Below are 8,752 nucleotides of genomic sequence, written 5' to 3' on the forward strand. Positions count from 1 at the left end.
CCGGAGACCGCCGAATTCGAAAGAGACTGCATCACGCCACGGCACCGCTGAGTACGGCCTCGGCGATGAACACCTCGGCCCGTCTCCGCGATCAGCGCTTCGCCGGGCACGAAGGCTCCCTGTCTGCGGTGCCGTGGGAAGCCACATGCTGCGTCTCTACGAGCCCTTTGACTCCCGCGCCTCTCCGCTCCTCGCCCAGGGGCCGCGCAGTTCGCTGCCCACCGCCCACGCCACCGACACCATCGGCACCGCCACGACCGCGCCGACCACCCCGGCCAGGACGCCGCCGGCAATCACCGAGACGGCCACCACCACCGGATGCAGCCGCACCGCCCAGCTCATCACCAGCGGATGCAGCACATGGCCCTCGATCTGGCCGACGACGACGATCAGCGCCAGCACCACGATCGCGATGACCGGGCCGCGCGAGGCCAGGGCCACCACCGTGGCCACCGCCAGCGCGATCGGTGACCCCACCAGCGGGACGAACGCGGCAAAGAACTCCAGCAACGTCAGTGGCAGCGCCAACGGCACCCGCAGCACGAACAGGGCGATACCGACCAGCACCGCATTGGTGGCCGCCACAATCACGATGCCCCGCGTGTACCCGGCGAAGGTCCGCCACGCCGCACCGCCCGCACGGCCGAACGCATCCCGTGCCCGCCGCGGCAGTCCCCCCTGAAACCAGAGCCACAACCGGTCACCGGAATGAATGAAGAACACCGAGCAGAAGAGCGCAAGCGCCCCGACCGTCAGCACCTCGACCAGCCGCCCGGCTCCGCTCACCGCACCGCTGACCAGAGCCGAGCGATGCGCGGAGACGAAAGAGCCCACCTTGCCCTGAAGATCCGACATCACCGTGGGACTCACGTGGAAGGGAGCCCCCCGCAGCCACCGTTCGATGCGCCCCACTCCCCCGCCGAACTCCCGCCCCAGCCGGCCCCACTCACTCGCCACCAGCTCACCCACCAGCGCCAGTAGACCGAGGACCGCGATCAGGCTGCCCACGACACCCACCACCACCGCCGGCACCCTCGGCAGCCACCGCGCCAGCAGATCCACGAGCGGACGCAGGACTGACGTCACGACCAGAGCGAGAAACAGCGCCACAGCCACCAGCTGCAAACGCCCCAACATCACAAAACCCGCATACGCGACCACCCCCACCACCAGCAGCCGCCACCCGTACGCAGCCCCCACCCTCAGCCCCCGGGCCACCACCACGCCCTCGCCCGCCCCCTGGCCTGCCGTCCGCACCCTGCGGGCACGCGCCACCGCACCCACTCCCCGCGCCGGCCGGCTCCCGAGCACCACGAACCGCAGCCGCCCCCCACCACGGGCGCCGCCACCGCCACCCGGATACCGACGCAACCAGCGCACGGCACCACCCACCCGCACATCACCACCTCACCTCGCCAAGATCACGCAGCCATGTGTCCCCCCGGCGGCCACCTTCTCAATCGCCGGTGCTCTCACGGACCGGTCCGGACGGGACGGAAACCGCCATCGCTGCGAGGGGGTGCGGCCGGCCAGGGATGGTGTGCGGCTTCAGGGCGTGCCAAAGACGCTCCCTGACCTCACCCGGCGCGCCGTCCGACGCGCAGGACGCTCAGATAGCGGCGTGGTGCCCGGTCCCCCATCCGTGTGCGGATGCGCTCGGCGACAGCGTCCAGCAGGGGCTCACGGACCTCTGGGTCGAGCCTGCGATACAGCGACTGCGAGCGAAGGAGGTCGGCAAAGCCGTCCCCGGTCAACCACTGAACCGTCGGATACCAGCGCACGATGGTCGGGCCGAACAGCCTTCCGGGGTCCTCGACCAGGCCCCACCCCTCGTCGGTGGCGCGCACCTCGTCCTCCAGCGGCGGATGACCCCAGTCGGGGTTCCCCGGAGAGAACCGCTCGTGCAGATCGGCGCTCTCGGCGTACACCTCCGGCTCTCCCGGTCGGCGGACCACGACATGGCCCAGCAGCGCCATCCAGCCTCCGGGCGAGACAACCTCGTGCGCCCGCCGCCAGCCGACCGACGGGTCGACCCAGTGCCACGACGACGCAGCGACCAGGGCGTCGAAGCGTCGGCCACGGTCGTCCCACTCCTCGAACCGCGATGTCTCCACCTCGACATGGGGAAACGAGGCGACCCGGCGGCGAGCGAGTGCGGCCAGTTCTGCGCCCGGCTCGACGGCGGTCACCGAGCCTCCCAGCGCTGCCAGCGATCGCGTGGCCTGGCCAGTGCCGCAGCCCACCTCCAGCACCGACGATCTCTCATCCAGGCCGGTGATGGCGACCAGATCCGCGAACAACTCGTCCGGGTAGCCCGGCCTGACCCGGTCGTAGAGCTCGGCCACCTCGTTGAACACCCGGCCGAGGCCGTAGGGATCCGGACGCGTCTTCGGGTCGTCAGTCACGGGCGCACAACCTACGAGGCCCGTCCTTCGAGCGCCACCGGTTTGTCCGGGGTGCGGCTGCTCGGAACGTTGACGCTGCCGAGTCGTTGAGCACTGAGCTCGGTTCCCGGTCTGCTCCTGTCCGCGTACGCCCGGCATAACCCGGTCGACCGGGTGGGGCCCCGCCGGTTCTACCCTGAAGCCGGTCCGTCTTGGCGGTGCCCCCGGTGCCACCATGACGGCCTCGGTGCGCCCCAGCCCGCGCGATGCCGTCAGCCGAGGACATCGTCGTGCGCCGACGCGACCGTGGAGTGTGTGAGATCCGAACAGTGAAAGGACTGCCGTGGTGACGGCGAGAACCGTTGACATCGAGAAGGCAGCCGGTGTGCTGCGCGCCGGAGGGCTCGTGGCCTTCCCGACCGAGACCGTCTACGGTCTGGGCGCCAACGCCGAGGACGCCGCCGCCGTCGCGCGCATCTTCCAGGTCAAGGGGCGCCCGCCCTCTCACCCGCTGATCGTCCACCTGGCCGACGCTCAGCACCTGGACGACTGGGTCCAGGAGGTGCCCGCGACCGCCCGCCTGCTGGCCGAACGCTTCTGGCCGGGGCCTCTCACGCTGGTCCTGCGTCGTGGTCCCAGGGTGCCCCTCGAAGCGACCGGTGGCCTGGAAACCGTGGCCGTGCGCGTGCCCGACCACCCCGTCGCACTCGCGCTGCTGTCAGCCTTCGGCGGCGGTGTCACGGCCCCGTCCGCCAACCGCTTCGGCCAGGTCAGTCCCACCGCGGCGGCCCACGTTCGGGCGGAGCTCGGGGATGCCGTCGACTTCGTCCTGGACGGCGGCCCCTGCGAGGTCGGCGTCGAGTCGACCATCGTGGACGCCACCGGCGAGAGGCCGAGCATCCTGCGGCCCGGCGGGGTGACCCTCGAGGAACTCGAAGCGGTGCTGGGGCGCCCGCTGGCGGTCCACGCGACGAGCAGCGTCCGGGTACCGGGCCAGCACCCGTCCCACTACGCACCGCGGGCCCGGGTCGTCCTCGTCGAGCCCGAGAAGGTCGTCGCCGAGGCGGAGACGGCGCAGGAGCTGGGGCACCAGGTCGGGGTCTTCCTTCCTGCCTCCATCGCCGACACCCCGGTGAAGGCGCACGCCGTGGTGGCCCTTCCCGCCTCGATGGCCGCCTACGCACGCGGCTTGTACGGGTTCCTGCGCGAACTCGACCAGCGGGGCTGCGACCTCATCGTGGCGTCCTTGCCGGTGGAGGAGGGGATGGGACTGGCGATCGCCAACCGTCTGCGCCGCGCCGCGGGGCCCCGGACCACCGAGTGACCAGGACGGACTCCGACGCCCCGCGGGCATGGTCGTGCCCGCCCTGAGCGAACGGTCCTGACCGGGCTCGCCAATGATCATGGGCGCCGGCCGGGGTTCAGGATGCGGTGGGGACGGCCGCAGTGTCCAGTCCGCGGGCGGCGACGAGCTGCGCGCTGCCGTCAGCCAGGCGGTAACACAGGCCCACCACGGCGGCCTGGCCGGCGGCGACCTTCTCGGCCAGCACCCGGGAGCGGTCCAGCAGCAGGTCGACGGTGTGCCTTATGTGCTCCGCGAGGATCTCCTCCGGCTCCACCCGCCCGGCGGCCCGCGCCGCCAGGACGCTGGGCGTCACCCGCTCCACGACATCACGGACGTACCCGGCCGGTGTCATGCCGTCCTCCAGCGCGGCGCACGCAGCGCCCACCGCGCCGCACGAGTCGTGACCGAGCACCACGACCAGCGGGCAGCCGAGTACGTCCACGCCGTATTCGATGCTGCCCAGCACCTCCGCACCCGCGACATGGCCCGCAGTGCGCACCACGAAGAGGTCGCCCAGGCCACGGTCGAAGATGATCTCGGCGGCCAGCCGGGAGTCGGAACACCCGAACAGCACGGCGAAGGGCTGCTGTGAGGGGGCGATCTCGGCTCGGCGGGTGGCGTCCTGGTTCGGGTGCTCGGGCGTACCGGCGACGAAGCGCTGGTTACCGGCCAGCAGCAGCTCGAAGGCGTCGCGGGGTGTCGGCGTCTTGATGTCGGTCATGACCGCAGCCTACGATCCGGCCGCACTGATCGCGCCACGCGGTCCCCGCCCGAGTTCACAGGCCGGGCCACGCATGGTTCGCGGAGTGCCGGCCGGGCGGCCGCCTCCCTGCGTGGGCGCCTCGATTGGACCTTCTTCTGTCACTCGACGCGCCCCGGTTCAGAGCGACTTTCGGCGGCCAGGCAACCCGAATCAACTTTTCACACTTTTCACAGATGGCACACAGACACCTCCGTCCGTGCCTTCGACATGTGCACGACTCGTCCCGACCAGACGCAGAAAGAGCACTCATGACCAGACACCACCCCACCGTCTTACGACGTTCGGCGATCATCGCCGCCGCAGCCCTCACCGTCGGCGCCGCCGGAACCCTCGCCGCGCCCGGAGCGGGAGCGGCGACACCGACGGGTACGCCGAAGCTCCAACTGATCGCCGCCTCCCCCTCGGTGACCGTCAACCGCTACGAGGGCGAGCCGGGGATCTACCTGGACCTCGGCACCTACATCACGGTCGACGGGGGCCCGCTCGAGATGCGGGTGACACGAAAGTCGTACAACGACCCCGTCGTCGCGACACAGGTGATCCACTCCGGCAGCCGCACAGTGACCAAGACCCTGCCGACGGGCCTGGTGAAGGACTTCTCGGGCCTGCCGGACTTCCTGAAGGTCAGCATCAGCGACGCCTCGGGCGCGAAGGTGGCCGACACCACACAGTCGTTCTGCCCGAACAGCCGGGCGGGCCGGATCCGGCCGGATGCCCCGGCCACCTCGAAGTATCCCGACGGCTGCTCCGAGAACCCGTTCGCGCTCGGTGGGGTATGGGGTGTCGAGAAGGGCTGGGCGGCGGCCACGTCCCCGGGCTTCCGCGGGAACAACCCCATCGACCTGCCGGCCGGCGTCTACACCGCGAAGGTGTCGGTGGCGAAGAAGTACCGCGACCTGTTCGGCATGGCGGACAGGACCCAGACCGTCAAGGTGACGGTCCGCCAGAACTCCGGCGGGGGCCAGGGCCTGGCCGGTGTCAAGCACGGGCAGAAGAACGCGTCGAAGACTCTGAAGCCGGCCGCGACACGCCCGGCCGGCAGGGCGACCGTTCCCGCCGACGTGCCCAAACCCGACCTGCGTGCCCTCCCCGCGTACGGAATCGCCATCACCGACGGGGGCGAGGGCGGAGCCGGTGTCGCCCCCGGCAAGGACTACCTCGCCTTCAGCGCCACCGTATGGAACGGTGGCCCCTCGCCGCTGGTCGTGGACGGCTTCCGCAAGCCCGGCGCGGAGAAGATGGACGCGTACCAGTACTTCTACGACGCCAAGGGCAAGCAGGTCGGGTACACGCCCACCGGCACCATGGAGTGGGACCCGCGGGAGGGCCACCAGCACTGGCACTTCAGCGACTTCGCCAGCTACCGGCTGCTCGGCGCGGACAAGCGGGAGATCGTCCGCAGCGGCAAGGAGGCGTTCTGCCTGGCCAACACCGACGCCATCGACTACACGGTCAAGAACGCCAACTGGCACCCGTACAACACCGACCTCGCCACCGCCTGCGGTGAGGAGACCGCCGTCTCGGTGCGCGAGGTGCTGGATGTCGGCAACGGCGACACCTACAGCCAGTTCCGGCCCGGTCAGTCCTTCGACGTCTCGGACCTGCCGAACGGCACGTACTACATCCAGGTCATCGCCAACCCCGACAACCGGCTCAAGGAGCAGAGCACGGCCAACAACGTGACGTACCGCAAGGTCATCCTCGGCGGCACGCCGGGGGCCCGCACGGTGACCGTGCCGAAGTACGGCCTCATCGACGCTCCCTGACCACCGGCGGGCGGAGGCACACGCCTCCGCCCGCTCGGCAGTGCCCCGAGCGGGGGGCAGGCAGCCGGCGCGAACCGGTCAACTGAAAAGCGTTCGCCGCGCGTCGTCCGGCGGCGCTAGCCTCGCTGATCATGGGAGCACGAGCGCAGTACGTGGTGGTCGAGAACGGCGCCTGGCAGCGGTTCTACTCGCACTGGGCCGCCGCCCGGGTGGTCGACGACCTGCTGCCCGGTCCGGCCGCGGCGACACGCTGCTTCCGTGCCAACCGGGAGATCGACGAGTGGCTCGACGACGTGTGGTGCGAGGGCGCCGCACTCATCGACCACGACCGCCGGATCGTGTGGTGGTTCGCCTTCGCCGACAGCTGGGCCGACCACATCGCCGCCCGCGCCGTACTCGCCCGGACCTGGCCGGGCTGGGACGTCCGCTTCGCGCACGACGGCATGGGTGATCTGACCCACCACCTGGGCCTCGGCAGAGACCTGACCCGTGAACCTGGCTGGTTCGAGACCTTCGAGCCGACCGGGTTCGCGGCCACCGAATACACCGAGCCCAGCTCCGTCGTCTCCGTGCGCCTGCCCGACGGAAGTGTCCGCGCCTGGGGCAGCGACTGGGAGCCCGTCGAGCACCTCGCCGGCGGACCCGGCCTCATCGACCTGGCCGTCGCGTGCCCGCCCACCCCCGCACTCACCGACATGCCCTACGGCGGCGTCCACTTCGACCCGCAGGCCCGCACCGTCTCGCTCTGGGCCGTGCAGAACGTGACCGGCGTCCACAACTGGCCGTTGCCGGGCTGGGAGAGCTGGGCCCTGGACTTCCGCGGCGACGACCACACCCGGCAAGCCGCGATGCTCCCCGCGGACTTCCCCTTCCCCCAGCCCCCGCTCGGGGCCGCACTGCGCAGACTCGGCGACGGCCTCAGCACCCCGCCGCCCGACCACAGCACGCTCCTTGCCCGCGCCGCGGGCGCGCCTGGCCCGGAGGGCACCGTCGCCGTGGTGAACCCGGCCGCGCTGGTACCGCACGAACCGGCCGACCCCACCCCGGCCGAACTGGCCGCGGTGCGCACGGCTGTTGACGCACTGGTCGCAGAGGCGGAGGCCCGCTGACCTCAGTTCTCATGGACTGCTGGAGCAGGGTGCGCGCCTGCCAGGGCTTCCACGGCTGCCGCGACCGCCCGAGGGCTGGAGATCATGGTCAGGTGGCGGGCTCCGGGGATGAGGGTGGGCGACGAGGCACCGATGCGCCGGGCGGTCTGCTGCGGGGTCTGCCTGCTGAATACGTCGTCCTCGGCGCCGAACACGACCGACTTGGGGATGCCGACGGCCGCGAGTCGCGCCACCTGGCTCGCGGGGAGGCCGGGCACGCCCTCGCCGAGCATGCTCCACAGGGCGGCCTCCGCGCCCCGCACCCGCAGCGGCCGACGCCACTGATCCAGTCCGGCGGCGTCGAGAGGTGGGCAGGCCGGTCCGCACTGGGCAGCGTAGAAGGAGCGGATCAGCCAGTCGGCGCCGAGTCCGAGGCGCAACAGGCTGGTGCGGTACGGATCGATCAGCAGGTGTGTGAGGGCCGGCGGGGGGCCGGCGCCGGTGTTCAGGGCATCGCCGTCGAGCAGCATCACGCTCCCGATCCGCCCAGGAGCGCGCAATGCTGCCTCCGTGACGACTGCGGCTCCGCTGGAATGGCCCACCAGCAGGGGGCGCTCCCTGGGCCCGCCGAGGTGCATGGCGCTGAGGAAGCCCAGCAGTTGCTCGGTGAAGTGGCTGACGGTGTACGGGCCGCGGCGTTCGCTGTAGCCGTCTCCGGTCAGGTCCAGCGCGTAGACCCGGTGATCGCGCGCGAGGAGCGGCGCCAGTCGTGACCAGGTGTCCACCTGCTCGAAGGCGCCATGGACGAGGACAACCGGCGGACCGGTCGTGCCCCACGTCTGGTAACGAGTACGGACATCGGCCGCCTGAACGTATCGCAGCCCTGCCGGAGGCGCGGCACGTCGTGCAGTGAACGCGTTGTAGACCAACGACGCCGTGGTGACGACTGCGAGCAGTACGGCGCAGCCGAGCGCCAGGCGCCTCAACCACCGCCTGAGCCGCGGTCGGCGCGCCGCGGGCGTGCGCTGCACGGCGCCCGAATCCGGCGGCGCGGGCTCGGTCCGCCCGGCCGGAGAGTCGACGTCCACGCGAGGTCCCGTTCTGTTTCAGGCCGGCAACCCCGACGGCCGGCACGGTCACGGACGACGCGGACACACCGATCAGGCAAACGCCCGTCGCCCTGCCCACAGCATCGCCCTGTCCAGAAACGGGATCATCCACCGAGAGTCGTCATCACGCCTACTCCCGTGGGGGTAGGAAGCCGTCCGGGCGAGCCGAGTCTCCAACCCGGGGGCACTGGTTGAGACGTGGGGGGGGGGGGGCCGGCCCGGGGGGGGGGGGCCCCCCCCCCCCCCCCCCGCCCGCGGGGGGGGGGGGCCGGGGGCGGGGGGGGGGGGGGGGGGGCG

Annotated in this window: 7 protein-coding genes; 3 read left to right on the forward strand and 4 right to left on the reverse strand. The window is 71.5% G+C overall.

The features are described 5' to 3' along the window. Positions 1-156: 156 nt before the first annotated feature. Entirely contained in the window at positions 157-1,275 is a 1,119-nt protein-coding gene (locus ACIBW9_RS35725) for an AI-2E family transporter (RefSeq protein ID WP_398961156.1), read from the reverse strand. A 302-nt stretch (positions 1,276-1,577) separates the two neighbouring features. Further along, positions 1,578-2,405 carry a methyltransferase domain-containing protein gene (locus ACIBW9_RS35730; RefSeq protein WP_398961158.1) on the reverse strand — a complete coding sequence of 276 codons (828 nt, stop codon included), beginning with the start codon at positions 2,403-2,405 and terminating at the stop codon, positions 1,578-1,580. A 325-nt stretch (positions 2,406-2,730) separates the two neighbouring features. Here ACIBW9_RS35730 and ACIBW9_RS35735 point away from each other — a divergent pair, with 325 nt between their 5' ends. Next, on the forward strand, positions 2,731-3,708 hold the full coding sequence (locus tag ACIBW9_RS35735) for an L-threonylcarbamoyladenylate synthase (protein ID WP_398961160.1): 978 nt from the start codon (positions 2,731-2,733) through the stop codon (positions 3,706-3,708). 97 nt (positions 3,709-3,805) lie between these two features. Here ACIBW9_RS35735 and ACIBW9_RS35740 read toward each other — a convergent pair whose 3' ends face one another. Further along, positions 3,806-4,450 carry a carbonic anhydrase gene (locus ACIBW9_RS35740; protein ID WP_398961161.1) on the reverse strand — a complete coding sequence of 215 codons (645 nt, stop codon included), beginning with the start codon at positions 4,448-4,450 and terminating at the stop codon, positions 3,806-3,808. Between the two features lie 290 nt (positions 4,451-4,740). Here ACIBW9_RS35740 and ACIBW9_RS35745 point away from each other — a divergent pair, with 290 nt between their 5' ends. Together ACIBW9_RS35745 and ACIBW9_RS35750 are read left to right on the forward strand one after the other, a co-directional pair. Further along, positions 4,741-6,258: a lysyl oxidase family protein gene (locus ACIBW9_RS35745; protein ID WP_398961163.1), complete on the forward strand. Its 1,518-nt coding sequence runs from the start codon at positions 4,741-4,743 to the stop codon at positions 6,256-6,258. 131 nt (positions 6,259-6,389) lie between these two features. Beyond that, positions 6,390-7,367, forward strand: coding sequence for a hypothetical protein (locus ACIBW9_RS35750; protein WP_398961165.1), 978 nt, complete (start codon positions 6,390-6,392; stop codon positions 7,365-7,367). Positions 7,368-7,369: 2 nt separating this feature from the next. Here ACIBW9_RS35750 and ACIBW9_RS35755 read toward each other — a convergent pair whose 3' ends face one another. After that, positions 7,370-8,434 (reverse strand): alpha/beta fold hydrolase, encoded by a 1,065-nt coding sequence (locus ACIBW9_RS35755; protein ID WP_398961166.1) that lies wholly within the window; start codon positions 8,432-8,434, stop codon positions 7,370-7,372. Positions 8,435-8,752: the final 318 nt, after the last annotated feature.

Source organism: Streptomyces sp. NPDC049541, assembly GCF_044465725.1.
Taxonomy (GTDB): Bacteria; Actinomycetota; Actinomycetes; order Streptomycetales; family Streptomycetaceae; genus Streptomyces.

What these genes read in the sequence shown, in the direction of transcription:
- ACIBW9_RS35745 (WP_398961163.1), top strand. Translation starts at nt 4,741, where the DNA reads ATGACCAGACACCACCCCACCGTCTTACGACGTTCGGCGATCATCGCC.
- ACIBW9_RS35750 (WP_398961165.1), top strand. Translation starts at nt 6,390, where the DNA reads ATGGGAGCACGAGCGCAGTACGTGGTGGTCGAGAACGGCGCCTGGCAG.
- ACIBW9_RS35740 (WP_398961161.1), bottom strand. Translation starts at nt 4,450, where the DNA reads ATGACCGACATCAAGACGCCGACACCCCGCGACGCCTTCGAGCTGCTG.